We start from the raw sequence: 16,899 nt of genomic DNA on the forward strand, positions 1-16,899 counted from the left end.
TGGAGGAACCGAATCTGATTTGCGCGCCCGAGGGAACCCCCTATAACCCTTCCGATTCAAATCAAGCGGAAAGCGCTCTAGTACCCATTCCCGTGTCCCGACGTTTTTCCCCGTTCCAATCGATCGCATTGATAGGGTTGTCGGCCGGTAGTGATTTATGCGCTTTGCGAGCATGATTATAGATGGAGCGCAAGGTCCGCATGCTGCCGTTCGCGATATAGGGGCCGTTCTCTTGAGTAATGTTATCATGCATCGTGACCACTTTGGCTGGGTCTAAGCCCAGCTCCCGCAGTGGCGAATCGAGCCACTCTTTGAAAATGCGCCCAACGTGATCGCGATAGCTTTCGATTGTGCGCTCACTGCGACCCTTCCGGACCATGTGGGCATCTCGGTATCGCTCCCAAGCCTGTCTTAACGCGACCCCTCCCGAAGGGATGGCCGCCTCACCTTCAGAAACCGGCTGCCGAGCCTCGCCTTTCGTCTTTCGGATGTTGTCCTCGGCTGATTTGAGCCAGATAGTCGTTGGCTGTTGCGCGCGCAGTACGTGTCGATATTTCGCCGGCATCGCCGATCGCCACTCGGATCGAAGAAGCGCGCTTTCCTCCCTGTCTTAGATCGGCCTGGACGGTGAATGTCCTTTTCCGCTTTCCGACGACAACGAAGAAGCCCTTGAGTTCGGTATCCCGGGCCAGGTACCAGCCTTCTTCCGGCATGGGTAATCGAGTGATTGCCTTATCGGTCAGCAGAATCCGGACATCAACCCATGGTGGAGATCCAGGGACTAAAACAGTTTTCAAACGGCTTTGGCGGAGTGGGGAGTTCGGAGGTTTGCACGCGAGAGAGTACGAAGATATGCGAGAAAGGCCTTAAAATGTTACGTGAGGTCTTGTCGTGACGTGGCGTACATTTGAGAAATGCAGCGAAGAGATATTTTTGAACTACGAATCTGGGGGTCAGGAGTTCGAATCTCTTTCGGGCGCGCCATTTTCGCTTCGTTTGCGATGCCCCGATCAATCGTCGCCATTGCCGGCTTCCCGTGGCTTACGGGATCCTTGCCACGACGTCGGGCCGGTTTTTCTCGAGCCAGGCCACGGCCTCGGGCCCATCGACGACGCACTCGAAGGTTTCCCAGGTTGGGTCCTCCAGGGATTCCGACTGCAGTCGCTTCGCCGCATACTCAACGAGGTCGTGCAAGCGTTCGTATCCTCGTCGGCGCTCGAGGGAATTTGCAATCGCGGTGCTGGCCCATCCTCGTTGGGCCAGATCGACAATGCTCGGAGCGTCAGCCTCGCTGAACCAGGGTGTGGCATCGAACTCGATGCAGCGGACATTATCGGCGGTGTGGCAAGTAGCGTGGATCATTGGATTCCTCCGTTCGCCGGCTAGCAACCTGCGCTAGCATTGCACTTCAGAGATTCACATCGCTGCCTCGCACGCCCTCAGGCTTTGACCAGGTCCCCTAGCAGGTTCGCCGCCACCGTCAGCTTGGCGAGCGTCAGGCCGCTGGCCGCAATCTCCTCGACCGAGCGGCGGATGCGCATCGCTTCGGGATGAGCCGCAAGCCAGGTCTCGACGGCCTGCTGGCCGGACTGGCCGCTTGCCAGCATATCCGCGGCCAGTCTTCTTTCGGCAACAGCGATCTGCTCAACGGCGCGATCAATGGCCATGCGTTCGAAATAATCGTTTGCCGGCACGCTGCGCGCGGCAGCGATGATACGGTCGAGACGGAAATTCGCCTCGGCGGCGAAGAAGGTCGCCGCCGCATCGCCGATGGCGCGCGTAGTGCGCTCCGTAACCGTCACGATGTCAGGTGCCGAGACCAGCGCGTCGAGATCGGCGAGTTCGCCGGCGAGGCCGGCCGGGACACCGGCATCGGTCAGATCCTGCCGACGCTTGGCACGTGCGGCCTGCAAGTCCGGCGGCAGGGTGGTGTCGAGCCCGGCGACGATCTCGCGGATAGCCGGGCCGAAGCGCGCGACGACGGCCTCCAGCCCGTCCTTGAAATCGACGTTGCGCACGTACCAGACCATGCGGGAGAGCAGGAGGTCCTGCACAGAAGCGTAAAGGGACAGCTGCACCTGCCCGTCGATGCGGGTATCGAGTGCATCGATCGCGTCATTGAGCGACTTCAGTCCGTAGCATTCATCGACCGCCACGTAGGCCATGACGATGGTCGGGATATCGGCGTCCGTCTCGTCGATCAGGCGCACGACACTGGCGGGGCCGCCGCGGTTGATCACCGCATTGGCGAGGCTGGTCGCGATGATCTCCCGCCGCAGGCGATGGAATTCGACCGCTGTCGGGAATTTGTCCTGAACCTCGCGCGGAAAATACTGAGATAGTTCGCGGGCAAGGTAGGGATCATCGGGCACGTTGGTGATGAGCAGGTCATCGTAGAGGGTCAGCTTGGCGTAGGCGAGCAACACGGCAAGCTCGGGCCGTGTCAGGAACTGGCCGCGCCGCGTGCGCTCGGCGAGCGCCGCGTCGTTGGGCAAGAACTCCACCGCGCGGCTGAGCAAGCCGCGCTGCTCGAGCGACTGCATCAGGCGGGTGAGGAATCCGGTCTCGGCCACGCCCTTGCGCTCGGCGAGCGAGAGCGCCAGCGTCTGCAGATAGTTGTTGCGTAGCACCAGCGCGCCGACCTCGTCGGTCATTGCGGCAAGCAGGCTGTTGCGGTCAGCGGGGCTGAGGCGGCCCTCGCGCTCGAGGCGCGCCAGCGCGATCTTGATATTGACCTCGACGTCAGACGTGTTCACGCCAGCCGAATTGTCGATGGCGTCGGTGTTGAGCTTGACGCCCTTCTGCGCCGCTTCAATGCGGCCGCGCTGGGTGACGCCGAGATTGGCACCTTCGCCAATCACCCGGGCGCGCACGTCGCCGCCCGTGATACGGATCGGATCGTTGGCGCGGTCGCCGACCTGATCGTCGCTTTCGCCGGAGGCACGAACATAGGTGCCGATGCCGCCAAACCACAATAGGTCCGCGCGCGCCGTCAGGATCGCCGTCATCACCTCAAAAGGCGTGGCTTGCGGCTTGTCGAGATCGAGCAGGGTGCGCACTTCCGGAGCGAGCGGGATCGCCTTGAGCTGGCGCGAGAACACGCCGCCGCCCTGCGAGATCAGCGACTTGTTATAGTCCTGCCAGCTCGATCGCGGCAGGTCGAACAGACGCTTGCGCTCGGCGAAGCTCATCGAAGGATCAGGCGAGGGATCGATGAAGATGTCGCGATGATCGAAAGCCGCCACAAGCTTTATCGCCGGCGAGAGCAGCATGCCATTGCCGAAAACGTCGCCGGACATGTCGCCCACGCCGACCACGGTGAACGGCATGGTCTGGATGTCGGTGCCGAGCTCGTGGAAGTGGCGCTTGACCGCTTCCCAGGCGCCGCGCGCCGTGATCCCCATCTTCTTGTGGTCGTAGCCCTGGCTGCCGCCGGAAGCAAAGGCATCGCCGAGCCAGTGGGTCTTCTCGGCCGAGATCGCGTTGGCAATGTCGGAAAAGGTGGCGGTGCCCTTGTCGGCGGCGACGACGAGGTAGGGGTCGTCGCCGTCATGGCGCACGGTGGAGTCGGGTGGCACGACGGCGTCGCCGTCGAGGTTGTCGGTGAGGTCGAGCAGCGAGCGCACGAAGATGCGATAGGCTTCGGTGCCTTCCCCGAGCCAGGCGTCGCGGTTGGAAGGCGGCGGCAGGCGCTTGGGTACAAAGCCGCCCTTGGCGCCGACCGGCACGATCACGGCGTTCTTGACCTGCTGCGCTTTCACGAGGCCGAGGATCTCGGTGCGGAAATCCTGCGGCCGGTCGGACCAGCGCAAGCCACCGCGCGCAACCTTGCCGAAGCGCAGGTGAATACCTTCGACACGAGGTGAATAGACGAAGATCTCGTAGAGAGGTCGTGGAGCGGGCAGGTCGTCGATCCGGCGCGCGTCGAACTTGAAGGAGATCACCGGACGCGGATGTCCGTCCTCGCCGACCTGCCACAGATTGGTACGGATGGTTGCCTGCACCAGATTGGTGAAGCGGCGCAGGATGCGGTCTTCATCGAGCGAGGCGACGGATTTGAGCTGCTCCTCGATCTCGGCAAGCAGGGCCGTCTCGCGTGCCGAGCGCTCGGCCTCCGTGGAGGCGAGGCGTGGATCGAGGCGGGTCTGGAACAGCGCGACGAGGTTGGCCGTGATCGCGGCGTTCTTGCGCAAGGTCTCCCACATGTAGTCCTGGCTGAACGGAGCGCGAATCTGGTGCAGATAGCGAGACAGCGCTCGGATCGTCGAAACTTCCCGCCAGCCCAGCGCCGTGCGCAGGATCAAGGCATTGTATCCGTCGGATTCGGCGCGATCGCCGACCACCGCCATGATCGAGGCTTCCAGGCGGCGGTTGAATTCCGGGCTGATCTCGATTGGCTGGCCGTCGCCGGTCTCGATCGTCATATCGTGCAGCCATATCGGCTCCAGCGTCGTGCTGGGCACGATCTGATAGGTGCGTTCGTTGACAACGCGCAGGCCGTGATTTTCGATCACGGGCACGCGATAGGACAGCGACAATGGTGCGGCATCCGAGAACACCTTCAGGCCGAAGCGCCTGGGATCTTCCTCGCTCTCGTCACGGTGAACCGAGATCGCCACCGGACGGGCCGGCGTGAGCTTCTCGATGGTGGCGATATCGGCGATCGCCCGTTCCGCGCTGAATATCTCGGTATAGCCGCCGGTAAAGGCCTGGGCATAACGGCTGGCGAGCATGCGTGCCCGCATGCCATCGGTCGACGCAGCGAGCGCGGCCTTCAGCTTGTCGGCCCAGGTCGCGGCAATGGCGCTGATCCCGGCTTCGAGCGTGGCGCGCTCGACGACGGGCGTTTTGCCTTCATAGCGTCCGATGATGTAGTGGACGCGCGCAAGCGCCCCTTCAGGGAATGATACGTAGGAGGCGGTCAGGGTCCCCTTGTAGGCTTGCGCCAGGAAGGTACCGACGCGCGTGCGGACGTCGGTGTCGTATTTCTCGCGCGGAATGAAGGTGAGGATGGAGACAAAGCGATCGAACTTGTCCACCCGGGCCAGCGCCCGGACGCGCGGGCGCTCGTAGAGGATCAGGATCTCTATGACGAAATTGTAGAGAGTGTCGACATCGATCTGGAACAGTTCGTCGCGCGGATATTCTTCGAGAATATGCATCAGCGCCTTGCCGGAATGGCCGCTTGAGTCGAAGCCGGCGCGCTGGAGCACCCGCGAAACCTTGTGGCGGACATAAGGGATCTGTCGTACCGAGCGGGTATAGGCGCCTGAGGTGAACAGGCCGACGACGCGCAATTCGCCCTCGAGCCGGCCGTCGGGCGTATAGAGCTTGATGCCCACATAATCCATCCGGACGCGGCGATGGACGCGGCTGGAGACATTGGCCTTGATGACGATCAGCAGGGTCGGTTCGCGCATGAACTCGCGAATTTCCGACGTCATCACCACCATTTCATTGCCGCGGCGCAGCACCTTGACATCGGAATTGCGCAGGATGCCGAGGCCTTCGCGGGTCTTGATGTCCGACGCATCGCTGTCGGGTGAGAAGCGATATTCGCGTACGCCGAGAAAGGTGAAATTGTCCGCGCAGAGCCATTGCAGGAACTGGTTGGCTTCGGCGACCTCGTCGATCGGCAGCGGCGGCGGATTGGAAGAGAAGGTCTTGATCGCTTCCTCGACGCGGTCACGCATGGCGCGCCAGTCGATGACGCAGGCGCGGACGTCGTTCAACGTCCTGGTGAGGCCATCGATCAGCTTCTGGCGATCGGTATCGGCGTCCAGGCGATTGATGTGGAGATGAATCAGGCTTTCGCGCGTACCCTTTGCTCCCTCCGGCAGTGCTTCGCCGTAGTAGCGCAGCAGCTTGCCCTGGTCATCGCGCTCCACGGCGATGATCGGGTGAGCGACGAGGGTGACTTCGATGCCCTGCTCGGCGAGCTCCGCCATGGTGGAATCGAACAGGAAAGGCATGTTGTCGTTGAGAATTTCGAGCACGGAAATCTCGCGCCCGTCCGGCATCATCGGATTGACCACCCGGATATCGGCGCCGCCCGCCGTGCGCCGCTGCACGTGTTCCCAGGCATGCTCCGCGAGGAGGGCAAGCGAGGCGGCATCGTAATTGGCGAGGTCCTCGATATTGGTGTAGCCGAACAAAGGCTCAGCAAATGCCCGGGGGCTCTTGCCCGGCTGCACGCCGCCCGCCGCATCGTGGATCAGGGTTGCCCGGGCCTTGTCGTCACGCCACGCCATAATGTCCTCCATTTGCCGCGCCGTCCAACCGCAGTCGCGGTCATCAGCTTGATTCTGGAGTGCATTTCTTCGAGCGCCATTGCCTTGACCGCGATCGAGCGCGTACGCGAAATCCTCGGCCTCAAAGCTTCGACGCACCTCGTGACAACAATACTACGTTCCCAGAGCGCTGGCGCCTAGGTGTCGCGAGCAAAAAATCCATGCAGGGACCCATTAATTCCTCCGCCCGTGGCTTCAAAGAGGCCGCCCAGAGAGGACCGCAGGTCCACGCGTTTTTCGCGGTCGTTTCGCCAACAACCGACATGCCAACGCTTCAAACACTAGATCGTGGAAACAGCCCGCGATCGTGAGGCTGGCCGGTGCAATTCATCAGTCCGTCACGTTGCTCGATTAGTTCCCCTGCATGAAGCATGATCGAGCTATTGGGGTATCCATGGCCGCAAGTTCGGACGCGCCGATCCTCGGCGCTGCGTTGACAAAAGAGACACTCGCCATTCAACGCGACTGGATTCTTGAGAAGCAGCGCGATCTGGAAGTTCAGGATTTTTTCAGCAGTGAGACGCTTGATGGGATTGGCGTTCAGTGGGCGCAGAGATCCGCCGGCTGCTCGACGGTTACACGGGCCGGCTTGGGATTCACGGCCCGTTCTGGGGATTCAAGATCGACAGCCAGGATCCGCTCATCCGCTCCGTCGTCACCAAGCGGCTTTTGCAGGGCCTAGAGGCGTGCGAGATGGTCGGTGCGACCCAGATGGTTATCCACTCGCCCTTCACGACATGGGATTACAACAATCTGGACATCAATCCGGGGTCCCGGCATGCACTCACCGAACGGGTCCATTTGACACTCAAGGACGTCGTGCAGCGTGCTGAAAACATCGGTTGCGAACTCGTCATCGAAAACATAGAGGACAAAGACCCGACTGCTCGCGTCGTGCTCGCCAGGAGCTTTAACAGCGCCGCGGTTCGGGTTTCGATCGATACCAGACATGCGCATTACGCGCATGTTTCCACCGGTGCGCCACCGGTCGACTATTACGTCGATGCCGCCGGCGATGACCTCGCCCACGTCCACATCCAGGATACCGACGGCTACTCGGACCGTCATTGGCTGCCGGGTGATGGCTCCGTGCGCTGGGCTGCCGTGTTCAGGGCGCTCGGCCGTTTGTCGAGCAAGCCGCGTCTTCTGATCGAGGTCAAGGATCAGACGAACATTCGTCGTGGTGCCGCGTATCTCGAGGCGCTCGGCCTCGCGGTGTGAAAGTCGAGCAGGCGTCGCCTCGCGCCTGCTCGGGAGAATGATAGGTCGACGATACGCGCGACAACCGCGGCGCCGATCTCCGTACACATTGTTGTTTGTCCCATGAAAGGGGAACGATTCATGATCCGTCCCACCCGCCGTTCGATTCTGAGCCTCGGCGTCGGTGCCGCCGGTGCGTTTGCCTTGCCGCGTATATCGATCGGGCAGGCTGACAGTCGTCCGTCGATCAATATCGCGGTTCAGAAGATCACGAACTCCAACACGCTTGATGTATTGCGCGAGCAGTCCAATGTCGGCGAGCGCGTGTTTTTCTCCTCCTTGTGGGAGGCTCTGATCAGCAAGAACTGGGGCGGCGACCTCAGCGTGAGGCCGGGACTCGCTACCGAATGGCGCCGTGTCGACGATCAGGTCGTCGAACTGAAGCTTCGCCAGGGCGTAAAATTCCACAATGGCGATGAGTTGACGGCCGAGGATGTCATCTTCAGCTTCAGTCGCGCGCGCATGTTCGCAAATACAGAAGCCAAGAATCGGAGTACCATCAAAGCGTTTGAGCAGATCCCCACGCCGCGCCCCGGCAAGGAATTGCCGGCGGAAGTGCCGGCCGCGGCGCGCCGTGCGTGGCCCGACCTCATTGTGAACAAATATACGGTGCGCTTCGTCAATGCCACACCCGATGTAACACTGGAGGGCCGGCTGTCGCGTTACGGATCCGACATCATGAGCCGTCGCGGCTGGGAAGAGGCGGGAAGCTATCTCGACCGGGCACGAAGGCCGATTACGACCGGTCCTTATAAGGTGGTCGAGTTCAAGCCGGACGTGTCGCTCACGCTTGAGGCGCATGATGAATACTGGGGCGATCGTCCGCCGATCAAACGTATTCGTTTCGTCGAGGTACCGGAAGTATCAAGCCGCGTGAATGGCCTTGTGTCCGGCCAGTACCAGTTCGCCTGCGACATTCCACCAGATCAAATTGCCGGCATCGAGAAGAACGCGGCCTTCGAGGTTCAGGGTGACACAATCATGAACCACCGGCTTACGGTGTTCGACAAGAACCATCCGCAACTTGCCAATCCACTGATGCGTCGTGCCTTCACGCATGCGATTGATCGGCAGGCGATCGTCGATAGCCTCTGGGCTGGACGCACGCGCGTTCCGCGTGGGCTGCAATGGGAGTTCTACGCCGACATGTTCCAGTCCGACTGGACCGTGCCGGAATACAACCCCAAGATTGCGCAGGATCTGCTGAAGCAGGCCAATTACAAGGGCGATCCGATTCCCTACCGGCTGCTCAACAACTACTACACCAATCAGGTCGCAACGGCGCAGGTGCTGGTGGAGATGAAGGCTGTGGGCATCAACGTCCAGATCGAGACGAAGGAGAACTGGACCCAGATCATGGAGCGGACGCCGACGCGCGCAGTGCGCGACTGGTCGAATTCCGCGCCATTCAACGATCCGGTCTCCTCGCTCGTCGCCCAGCACGGACCGAATGGACAGCAGCAGCAGATCGGGGAATTCACAAACGCGGAAGCCAACAAGCTCTCCGAATTCCTGGAGACTTCGACCGATCGCGCGGCGCGCCGTACGGCTTTCCGCCGCATGCTTGAGATTTGTGAGCGTGAGGATCCGGCCTATACGGTGCTGCACCAGAACGCGACCTTCACCGCGAAGCCGAAGTCCATCAAGTGGAAGGCTGCTCCGGCCTTTGCTATGGATTTCCGCGCCGGAAATTTCGAGGTTTGAGACATGCAGCCGCTGGTTTCGCTCGACGGCCTGACGGTCGCCTTTAACGGAGTAAAGGTGCTGGACGGCATAAGCTTGAGTGTCGGTCGCGGCGAGGCGGTCGGGCTCGTCGGCGAATCCGGCTCTGGCAAGTCGGTGACGTGGTTAGCGGCGCTCGGTCTCCTTCCGAAGACCGCGGCCGTCAGCGGCAGCGTGAAACTTGAAGGCACCGAAATTCTCGGCGCGTCGCCTTCTAACATGGACAGGGTGCGCGGCGGCCGTGTCGCGATGATATTGCAGGACCCGGCGAGCGCATTGAATCCAGTACTCACGATTCGCCGGCAGGTCGGCGAAAGCCTTGCGCTGCATCGGGGGCTTTCGGGGGCAGCGATCCACGCCGAAGCCAGGCGCCTGCTGGACCTCGTCGGTATCCCGGATGCAGAACGCCGGCTTTCCGCCTATCCGCACGAATTTTCCGGTGGACAGAACCAGCGCATCATGATCGCGATGGCTTTGGCTGGAAACCCGGATCTGCTGATCGCGGACGAGCCGACGACGGCGCTTGATGCGACAATTCAGGCGCAAATTCTCGAACTCATCCGGCGCGTGCGCTGGGAGACCGGCATGGCAATTGTGCTCATCAGCCACGATCTTGGTGTGGTCGCGGAAAACTGCGACCGCATCGCGGTCATGTATGCGGGCCGTGTGGCGGAGGAGGCGCCGTCGGCGGAGTTGTTCGATGATCCGCGCCATCCTTACGCACATGGACTTATCGGATCGCTGCCGCCCATCGATGGCCCGCGCCGTCGGCTCACCGCCATCGCCGGCACCGTGCCGGATCCGAAGGCCATGCCGCAAGGCTGCGCTTTTGCGCCCGCGGCGAGCGATAAAAGGTTCGGCTGCGTGGAACTCAGATCGATCCAGAACGACAGGAGGGTGCAGTTTTGCTTACTTCGGGGCAGGAGGACGACCGGACAATCCCACCAGCGCAAGTCAATGATAATTTCAATCACTCTTGGTCGAACGTCGTTGGTTTCGATCCAGGCGAAGTCTCTGCGCTCTCATGCGCTTTATCTCGTCTTCGAGCGCTTCAGTTTTCTCGCTCAGCCCTGCGTTCTTGGATTTTGGCGCATCGGCAGCACGCAATTTTTTTAGCGCCTTTTCGACCGAGAGCTTGGGTGTTTCAGCCATGGCAAGCCTCATATCCATGAAGCGCTCGGACAATAGCAACCTCGCCAGTCAACGAGATTGGCACGACGGCCGCGAACCCTCGCCGCGCGAGCGCGAAACTTACTGCTCCAGATCCGACGCAGCCGTCCATTGATCTAGATCAACAAGAGTGGTGTGGCGGCGATTTGCTCTACGCTCCATGTCCGCAGAGATCACGGACGACTGGCCGTCGCTTCATTCCGGCGCAAGCCGACGTTGGCGACGTCAAGCATCAATTCGCTTTGACGATGATCAGACATGGAGGCGGCCAAAACCATGAACCCTCTGCTAAGGGAGATCCGGGAGACCCCGCTGCTGTGGATGCTGATATGTGTGCCGGCCGTGCTGATCGCCGCCAGGGTCGTGCCTGCGGCCCATACGCTCCTGTTTCTGCTCGCCGTCCTCGCGATCGTTCCGCTTGCCGCCCTTCTTAGTCATGCAACCGAAGCGGTCGCCGAAAAGACGGGTGACGCAGTCGGCGGGTTGTTGAACGCGACGCTTGGAAACTTGACCGAGTTGATCATTGCCATCACCGCGCTCCGCGCCGGAGAGTACATGCTGGTGAAGGCATCGATTGCCGGCGCTATCGTCACTAATTCCCTTTTCATGCTGGGAGCATCCTTTCTGCTGGGCGGACTCCGGTACCATGTTCAGGAGTACAATCGCGCCGGAGGCAGGATGCACTCGGCGTTGCTGTTAATGGCGACGATCGCGCTCCTTGCTCCGGCAGCCGTCTCCGGACTCGATTTGGCGCGCGCCGAGGTGATGGCCCAGAATTTCAGCGCTGCCCTGGCGATCCTGCTCATCGTGGCGTACGGATTGAGCCTGCTGTTCTCCCTAAAGACGCACAAGGAACTCTTTGCGAGCGAGGATCACGGCGAGGCGGGGGAAGCGAAGTGGCCGATCAATCTCGCGGTCGGCACACTCCTCGTTGTCACCGTGTTGGTGGCGCTGGTGAGCGAAATCTTCGTTGAGTCGGTGCAACACGCGGCGACGACACTGGGGATGAGCCCGGCTTTCGTCGGGTTCATCATCGTGGCCCTGGTCGGTGCTGCGGCTGAAATGGCCGTGGCCTTTTCCGCCGCGCGCAAGAACCGCCTGGACATGAGCGTCAGCATCGCGCTCGGAAGCGCGTCCCAGATCGCGCTGTTTGTTGCACCGGTGCTTGTGCTCCTGAGCTACGTCGTCGGGCCCAAACCGATGGATCTGCAGTTTTGGCCGGGTGCCGTGACGATGGTGATGATCTCTACGGTGACGGCGACCTTCGTTACGAACAGCGGTCGTTCGGCGTGGTTCATTGGCGCTCTGCTGCTATTCATCTACGCGATATTCGCCATGACTCTCTACATGGTTCCGCCGGGGTCGCAGGGGGCGGCGTGATAAAGGAGGACTGCAAATGAGTGATCTCGTTGTGATCGCGTTTCCCACCGAGGCGAAGGCGGAGGAAGTTCGTCAGAAACTGCTGGCCATGCAGAAGGAGTATCTGATCGAGTTGGGCGATGCGGCGATTGCCGTAAAGGACACGCACGGGGGCATCAAGCTAAATCAACTGATCAACACCACCGCCGCCGGCGCGGTTTCGGGCACCTTTTGGGGAACTCTTATCGGTCTGATCTTTTTGATGCCGTTGGCCGGTGCGGCCCTTGGCGCAGCGTCCGGTACGCTGGGCGGTTATTTGACCGATGTGGGCATCGACGACAAATGGATGAAGGAGACCGCTGCTGCCATCAAGCCTGGAACCGCGGCACTGTTCGTGCTGGTGCGGAAGGTCACCGCAGACAAAGTGCTCGAGGGGCTCAGAGGTGAAGGTGGTACGGTACTCAAGACGTCGCTCGACCACACCAAGGAAGCGGCGTTGCAGGCCGCCCTGGCCGGGGTCCAGGCGGCAGTTCCGTCCTTGCCTTCATGAACATTTCGTATCCGGAGCGGTACCGGCAGGCGCGGTTCTTTCCAACGCTTGCACGCGTGGGTAATCGGCATGGAGTGCTTTGAAGTCAACGAAACAGGCGCGACATGCGGGTAAACTTCCATCGTTGTTCCGCTACGTTTTTTGCCCTTATTTCATTTGCGTCACATGGCGCGATGGCGCAATCTCTTACGCCATTCCGCTATGAATCCCAGGCGCAACGCCATTGTCCCGGGGACACGATCGTCTGGCTCGATTTCGGGAAAGGGCGCTATTACGTGAAAGGTCAGAGGCGCTACGCGTTGGGATATACCGGCAGCTTCGCATGCAGGAACGAGGCCCGGGATAGCGGTTATCGGCGCTCGCCCTTGGGACTGAGGTAGACCCGAACCGGCGTGCCGGAACCGAAAGCAGGCGCAGTATCTTTCACGACATCTCCATTCCGAAAGCGTGCGGGCGCGTCGCGCTGAAAGCGGTTCCTAAGCGAGCCTCCGCACCAGATGGAGTATCTGAGGATCCCGGCGCGGGGCGGGGCTGAACCCGAACTTTTCGAATACCTTTATCATCGCGGCGTTCTCGGGCAGGACTTCTGCCGTCAATTCCTTCAGTCCGGAATCGCTCGCGATCTTGACGAGGTGACGCATCAGGATCGAGCCGACGCCGCGGCCCTGCCAGGCGTCGATGACGACAAACGCCATCTCGGCTCGTCCCGGCTCGAAGACAATGTACCGGCCGCCGCCGACGATGACCGTGCGCCCGGCTTCCGCTGCGAGCGCGACAATCGCGACATGATTCTTGAAATCGATGTCCATGAAGAAGGCGCGTTCCTTGTCCGAGAAGTGGCGCTTCATGACAAAGAAACGACGCTGCAGCGATTGCGCGCTGGTCATACCGACCGCAGCGAGCATGTCAGCCTCATCCTCCCGCCGAAGCGCGCGGATTTCGATTTGGCCACCGTCGCGGAGAAGCTCGCGTGCAGTGTAGTCGTTGGTCTCGGACATTGGGGCTCGTGTCTGCAAACAAGGCTGCAATCTCGGATCGCCGTACGCCGATGAGGCCCGGGCCGGCGTGCATTCGTTTGATTTGGATCAAGACTATTGCGCAAGAGCGGCAGGTAGCTTCGCGACCGCATGCCCGTTCCCAGATGAAGGCGCGTCTTTGAAAACCCTTCGCCAGTATTTGCCCGGAGACGACGTCATCCAGCTTGCGGTCAGGCTCGGATTGCTCGTTTTCCTGATCTACTGGACGTTCGTTCTGATCCGTCCCTTTGTGCCAATCCTGGCGTGGAGCATCGTCCTCGCAGTAGCGCTCCATCCCGTCTTTGATCTCCTTTCCAAGTTTCTCGGCGGTCGCCCGAGGCTCGCGGCGACAATCCTCACCGTCATCAATCTCGGGATCGTCATCGGGCCCGCGACCTGGCTTGGCTTGAGTGCCCTGGAGGTGGTGAAAGAGTTCGCCGGAAATCTGAGTGCTGGCAACCTGGTGGTTCCATCTCCGTCAGAGGGCGTCAAGAATTGGCCGCTCATCGGTCCGCAGCTTTACGAGCTCTGGGTTCAAGCGTCCAACAACATTCGAGCGGCCTTGCGCGAGGTGGCTCCGCATCTGAAGCCAATTGCGGGCACCCTACTCGCCCTTGCGGGCAATGCCGGGGTTGGGACACTCAAGTTCCTTCTGTCTGTGGCGCTGGCTGGCTTTCTCTTTCCCTACGGTTCGCAGCTCGTGGCGGCGGGCCGGGGCATTCTTTATCGCATCGTGCCCGAGCAGAGCGAACATTTCTTGGAACTGGCGGGTGCGACCATCCGGGCGGTATCCCAGGGCGTCATCGGCGTCGCAATCATCCAGTCCTTGCTGGCGGGTATCGGCTTCAAGCTGGCGGGCGTTCCCGGCGCCGGCTTGCTGGCCTTCGTGGTTATGCTCCTGACAATCGTGCAGATCGGCGCGGCAATCGTTCTGCTTCCCGTAATCATCTGGATCTGGATCGACAAGGATTTCACCACGGCGGTCCTGCTGACACTGTTCCTGGTCATCGTCGGCATACTCGACAACATCCTGAAACCGCTCGTCATGGGGCGCGGCCTGACGACGCCCACACTCGTCATCTTCATCGGAGTGATCGGAGGAACGCTCGCGCACGGAATTGTCGGTCTCTTCATCGGACCGATCATTCTCTCGCTGGCCTGGGAGTTGACGGTGGCCTGGATACACTCCGATCGCACCAGTGCAACGTCGTTGCCGGAGTGATTGCGGAACGTTGACCTATGTCAACGTTCCATGCCGCCAGGCTCCTTGAGTGAGTTTCACGATAAGTGAGGTCGAAACATGCCGATGGACAATGCACCGTTGCCGGGCGGCCCGATGTCAGGGCTTGTCGCTTCGGCCGTAGAGTACATGATGGATGCGAGCCAGCGCAGCGTCCTGTTCCTGGACGTCTTGCGTCGACGCGGCGACCAGTACCGGGAACACATCGCGCAAACGGCGCCACATGTCCTGCAATATGCCGCCGAACTGATCATCGACGGCCGTAAGCTGGATGAACCGGTAAATTATGCGCTCGTGCGCATCATTCCGCCCAAGGACGTCGAAATTGATCTGAACCGGCGACCGTTCATCGTGGTCGATCCGCGCGCAGGTCATGGTCCGGGGATAGGTGGATTCAAGGCGGACAGCGAAATCGGCGTCGCGATGAAGGCGGGTCATCCCTGCTATTTCATCGGCTTCCTGCCGGAGCCGATGCCAGGACAGACGATCGAGCGCATCGCGCGCGCCGAAGCGGTGTTCATCGAGAAAGTCATCAGCCGCCATCCGGAAGCTGACGGCAAGCCTTGCGTGATCGGAAACTGCCAGGCTGGCTGGGCCGTCATGATCCTAGCGTCGCTGCGGCCGGAACTGTTCGGTCCCATCATCGTCGCTGGCGCGCCGCTTGCCTATTGGGCGGGCGTGCACGGTCAATACCCGATGCGCTATTCGGGTGGCCTGCTCGGAGGAAGCTGGTTAACGGCGCTGACGAGCGATCTCGGAGCCGGCAAGTTTGACGGCGCTTGGCTCGTGCAAAACTTCGAGGGCCAGAATCCTTCCAATACGCTGTGGACCAAGCAGTACAACGTCTATTCAAAGGTCGATACCGAGGCCGACCGATACCTCGAGTTCGAGCGTTGGTGGGGCGGACACGTCAATCTGAATGCCGAAGAAATCCAGTTCATCGTCGATGAACTTTTCGTCGGCAACAATCTCGCCGCCGGTCGGATCAAGATGTCTGACGGCCAGCCGGTCGACCTGCGCAGCATCAGATCGCCGATCGTGGTGTTCTGCTCAAAGGGCGACAATATTACCCCGCCGCAACAGGCGCTGGACTGGATCCTCGATCTTTACGCCGACGTCGACGAAATCAGGGCCTACGGCCAGACGATCGTCTATACGGTTCACGAAAGCGTCGGACATCTCGGCATTTTCGTTTCCGGTGGCATCGCCAAGAAGGAACATGCGGAATTTTCCAGCAATATCGATCTGATCGACGTTTTGCCGCCTGGTCTCTACGAAGCGACGTTCGAGGCCAAGGATGCCGACACAGCGAATGCCGATCTCACCGTCGGCCAGTGGGTCATGCGCTGCGAGGCGCGAACGCTGGACGATATCCGTGCCATGGGCGGCAATTCGCCCGAGGATGAGCGGCGGTTCGCCGCCGCCAAGCGCGTATCGGAAATCAATCTCGCGGCTTACCAGAAGTACCTCCAGCCCTGGATCAAGGGCATGGTGAAACCTCAGGTGGCGGAGATGATGCGCAATCTGCATCCGTTGCGGCTTCAGTATGAAGCTTTCAGTAGCCGGAATCCGTTCATGGTCATGGTGAAGTCGCTCGCGGAGCGGGTGAGCGAGGATCGCAAGCAGGTCTCGACAGATAATCCCTTCCTGGCCTTTCAGGAGCAGGTCTCCAAGCAAATCGTCAATGCGCTGGACAGTTGGCGAGATTCGCAGGAGGCGTTGAGCGAGGCGACTTTCCTTGCGGTCTATGGCTCGCCGGCGGTGCAAGCGGCTGTCGGAATTGATCCGCAATCGGCCCCGTCGCGCCGGCAGGAGATGTCTGCGGCACACCGTGAAATGCTCGAGAAGCGGATCGCCGAGCTGAAATCAAGGATTGGCGAAGGCGGCCTTCGCGAGGCGGCCATTCGCGGCCTGCTGTATGTCGGGTCGGCGAGGGGGATGGTGGACGAGCGGAGCCTTGAAGCGTTGCGCAACGTTCGTCGCAACGACTCGGGCCCGCGGCTGACGCTGGCCAAGTTCAAGATGCTGGTCCGCGAGCAGTTCTTCATGCTTCTGCTGGATCAGGAGGGAGCACTGGCCGCCATACCGAAACTGTTGCCCGACAATGCAAGTGAACGCCAGTCGGCTTTCGTCGCGATTCGCGAAGTGCTGTCCGCCAGCGCGGCCATCTCGGGTGAGGTCGCCAAGCGTCTGAGGCGTGTTGCCGAGCTGTTCGGCGTCGATGCGGACAAAGTGTCAGATAAGGCTTCGAACGTCGCCCCTTTCGATCCCAAGGCGAAGGCATCGTAACGC

The 16,899-nt window shown here is 60.9% G+C and carries 11 protein-coding genes and 2 pseudogenes; 8 read left to right on the top strand and 5 right to left on the bottom strand.

Going from position 1 to position 16,899, the window contains the following annotated elements; genetic code table 11:
- Positions 1–61 precede the first annotated feature (61 nt).
- From JQ624_RS39000 to JQ624_RS35180, 4 genes are all read right to left on the bottom strand, one after another.
- Positions 62–379 (bottom strand): hypothetical protein, encoded by a 318-nt coding sequence (locus JQ624_RS39000; RefSeq protein WP_249130312.1) that lies wholly within the window; start codon positions 377–379, stop codon positions 62–64.
- Positions 380–449: 70 nt separating this feature from the next.
- Complete coding sequence (locus tag JQ624_RS39005; protein ID WP_249130313.1) at positions 450–713, bottom strand: integrase arm-type DNA-binding domain-containing protein; 264 nt, start codon at positions 711–713, stop codon at positions 450–452.
- A gap of 328 nt (positions 714–1,041) precedes the next feature.
- A complete protein-coding gene (locus JQ624_RS35175) occupies positions 1,042–1,362 on the bottom strand; it encodes a hypothetical protein (RefSeq protein WP_212423474.1) in 321 nt (106 codons plus the stop codon).
- Positions 1,363–1,439: 77 nt separating this feature from the next.
- Positions 1,440–6,263 carry an NAD-glutamate dehydrogenase gene (locus JQ624_RS35180; RefSeq protein WP_212423475.1) on the bottom strand — a complete coding sequence of 1,608 codons (4,824 nt, stop codon included), beginning with the start codon at positions 6,261–6,263 and terminating at the stop codon, positions 1,440–1,442.
- 421 nt (positions 6,264–6,684) lie between these two features.
- On the opposite strand from JQ624_RS35180, the pseudogene JQ624_RS35185 reads away from it, so the two are divergent.
- The 6 genes and pseudogenes from JQ624_RS35185 to JQ624_RS39010 form a co-directional block, all read left to right on the top strand.
- Positions 6,685–7,511 (top strand): annotated as a pseudogene (locus JQ624_RS35185) (sugar phosphate isomerase/epimerase family protein).
- A gap of 120 nt (positions 7,512–7,631) precedes the next feature.
- Positions 7,632–9,254: an ABC transporter substrate-binding protein gene (locus tag JQ624_RS35190; RefSeq protein WP_212423476.1), complete on the top strand. Its 1,623-nt coding sequence runs from the start codon at positions 7,632–7,634 to the stop codon at positions 9,252–9,254.
- A gap of 3 nt (positions 9,255–9,257) precedes the next feature.
- Entirely contained in the window at positions 9,258–10,388 is a 1,131-nt protein-coding gene (locus tag JQ624_RS35195) for an ABC transporter ATP-binding protein (RefSeq protein WP_249130314.1), read from the top strand.
- 330 nt (positions 10,389–10,718) lie between these two features.
- Positions 10,719–11,822, top strand: a complete 1,104-nt coding sequence (cax, locus tag JQ624_RS35200; RefSeq protein WP_212423501.1) for a calcium/proton exchanger — start codon at positions 10,719–10,721, stop codon at positions 11,820–11,822.
- 16 nt (positions 11,823–11,838) lie between these two features.
- Complete coding sequence (locus JQ624_RS35205) at positions 11,839–12,351, top strand: DUF1269 domain-containing protein (protein ID WP_212423477.1); 513 nt, start codon at positions 11,839–11,841, stop codon at positions 12,349–12,351.
- 176 nt (positions 12,352–12,527) lie between these two features.
- Positions 12,528–12,731, top strand: a pseudogene (locus tag JQ624_RS39010) (hypothetical protein); the annotation flags it as partial.
- Positions 12,732–12,827: 96 nt separating this feature from the next.
- Here the strand turns inward: JQ624_RS39010 and JQ624_RS35210 are convergent.
- Complete coding sequence (locus JQ624_RS35210; protein ID WP_212423478.1) at positions 12,828–13,349, bottom strand: GNAT family N-acetyltransferase; 522 nt, start codon at positions 13,347–13,349, stop codon at positions 12,828–12,830.
- A 157-nt stretch (positions 13,350–13,506) separates the two neighbouring features.
- On the opposite strand from JQ624_RS35210, the gene JQ624_RS35215 reads away from it, so the two are divergent.
- The gene (locus JQ624_RS35215; RefSeq protein WP_212423502.1) at positions 13,507–14,589 is read left to right on the top strand and encodes an AI-2E family transporter; all 1,083 of its coding nucleotides are present in this window, start codon (positions 13,507–13,509) and stop codon (positions 14,587–14,589) included.
- Between the two features lie 78 nt (positions 14,590–14,667).
- Positions 14,668–16,896 carry a DUF3141 domain-containing protein gene (locus JQ624_RS35220; protein WP_212423479.1) on the top strand — a complete coding sequence of 743 codons (2,229 nt, stop codon included), beginning with the start codon at positions 14,668–14,670 and terminating at the stop codon, positions 16,894–16,896.
- The last annotated feature ends 3 nt before the right edge of the window (positions 16,897–16,899 follow it).

This window comes from Bradyrhizobium sp. AUGA SZCCT0283 (genome assembly GCF_018130385.1).
In the GTDB taxonomy this organism is placed as follows: Bacteria; Pseudomonadota; Alphaproteobacteria; order Rhizobiales; family Xanthobacteraceae; genus Bradyrhizobium.